Genomic DNA, 1,469 nt, shown 5'->3' with positions numbered 1-1,469 from the left:
CGGGCCTACCCCGGTGAAGAAATTCTCGTATGGATTGGTGTCACCATGGCATGCTTTCCAATTTTCTTTGCAGTTATCGAAAATGATCTCCGCCGAGTACTTGCCTACAGCCTTATTAACCAAATTGGTTTTATGATTGTGGGGATTGGTATAGGTACCGCCATTGCATTGAACGGTGCCGTTGCCCATGCCTTTAATGATGTTATATTTAAAGGTCTGTTGATGATGACAATGGGCGCTGTCTTGCACATGACAGGTAAAATCAATGGCTCAGAGCTTGGCGGCCTTTACAAGAGCATGCCAAAAACAACCATACTTTGTATTGTTGGTGCTGCGTCTATCTCGGCCTTCCCGCTTTTCAGCGGCTTCGTATCGAAGTCAATGATTATGGCTGCTGCAGTAGCTGAAGGCTATGATGTTGTTTGGTTATTATTACTATTTGCCGCTGCCGGCGTATTTCATCACGCGGGCATCAAGATTCCTTACTTCGCATTTTTTGCTCACGATTCAGGTATCCGTACAACTGAACCACCCAAAAACATGCTAATTGCGATGACCTTAGCAGCCGTTGGGTGTGTTGTACTAGGTACCTTTCCTGCTCAGACTGTTTACGCTCTATTGCCCTGGGAACACAGCTACCAGCCCTACGATATTACGCACGTTCTTACGCAGTTACAGCTTTTGTTCTTCTCGGCTCTAGCGTTTGTATGGTTAAACCTGCGCAATCTATACCCGCCAGAACTACCTTCCACAAATCTGGATGCTGACTGGTTATACCGAAAGCTTGCTCCCGCGTTTGTAAAAAGGCTAGCATGCACGATCTATTGCACCTATGAAAAGATTGAAAAATCACTCGCTTATTCAATTAAGCAAATGATTCAAAACTCTTATGACACCAAAGCTGGAAAACCAAAAGGATACTTTGCAAGGCTATGGCCAACTGAGACCATGGTTGTTTGGGTCGCCATTTTGCTAGCAGTATATTTAATGATTTATTACTTTCCTGAGCTGCTCTAATCGAGCAGCTTTTCAACTAAGTAAATCTTTATTAGCTCCAAGAGTCCCTAGCTAGGTTGTATTCTATTTTGCGTACATAGATCATAATACCTCCGGTTACACTCCCTCGTTTTTTGACATATTTGCCTTCGGTTTCTAGGCTTTATATTAGCCTCTACTCATTACAGGGACTTAAAGCTATGAGATTACCATCCTATTTATTCCGCCTAGTATTACTATGTTTTGCCACCTTTGGCTCCAATATCATATTGGCAGACCCTGTCTGGATCGACGTGAGAAGTAAAATTGAACACACTTTCGACCATATAGATGGTGACCTACGTGCCACCCACAACGAAATCGTTCCTATAGTTAGCCGGCAGTATCCCGACAAAAACACTGAGATTGTTGTTTATTGCGCCAGGGGTGTGCGCGCGGAAAAAGCGAAGAATGCTTTGATTGCAGCCGGGTAT

The 1,469-nt window shown here is 43.9% G+C and carries 2 protein-coding genes; both read left to right on the top strand.

Annotated features, from left to right (window positions below):
- Positions 1-1,017 (top strand): proton-conducting transporter membrane subunit (locus A3757_RS22260; protein WP_304439210.1); only part of this gene is annotated, 1,017 nt, incomplete at its 5' end.
- A gap of 179 nt (positions 1,018-1,196) precedes the next feature.
- The coding region (locus A3757_RS22255; protein ID WP_068740322.1) for a rhodanese-like domain-containing protein at positions 1,197-1,469 on the top strand (273 nt) is incomplete at its 3' end.

This window comes from Oleiphilus sp. HI0117, assembly GCF_001635235.1.
Note: the sequence above shows the minus strand (reverse complement) of the source record. Positions and strands in the feature narration are given on the sequence as shown.